Below are 499 nucleotides of genomic sequence, written 5' to 3' on the forward strand. Positions count from 1 at the left end.
GGTGGGCGAGCCGCCGTGCGTAGGTGGCGGACGCGCGCACGGCGAGCTGGTTCTCCGTGCCGGGCGAGGCGCTCTCCGTCCCGGCCGCGCGCTGCTCCCCCACGGGTGCGGCGAGCAGGTGCGCCAGGCGTCGTACGGCCCGCTCGTCGAGCTGCTCGGGCAGGTCGACCAGGGTGAGGCGGCGCTCGGGTCGCTCCAGGGCGGCGACGCGGCCGAGGCCCCAGAGGGCGGCCTGCCCGGGGTGGGCGAGGCGGTCGGCGCGGCCGGTGCTGACGGCCTGCCGGGTGAGCAGCCAGAGGGGCGCGCTGATCCCGGCGTCGTCCAGGGCGGTCAGGGCGGCGGCGGTGGGCGCGAGGGCGGCGGTGCCCGCCGGGTCATCGTCCGCCGTGTCGGCGGCAGGCGTGGGCGGCAGGGCGAGGACGCCGGTGAATCCGCCCTCGGGGCGCGGCAGTTGGCGCAGGGTGTCGGCGAGTGCGGTGCGATCGGCGGTGAGGTCGGC

1 protein-coding gene is annotated in these 499 nt (G+C 79.6%); it reads right to left on the reverse strand.

Annotation, left to right across the window (positions count from 1 at the left end; genetic code table 11):
• Nucleotides 1-499: hypothetical protein (locus AB8Z36_RS42160; protein ID WP_369218580.1), on the reverse strand; the 499-nt coding region annotated here is incomplete at both ends.

It is taken from the genome of Streptomyces flavofungini (assembly GCF_041028215.1).
GTDB classification, from domain to species: domain Bacteria; phylum Actinomycetota; class Actinomycetes; order Streptomycetales; family Streptomycetaceae; genus Streptomyces; species Streptomyces flavofungini_B.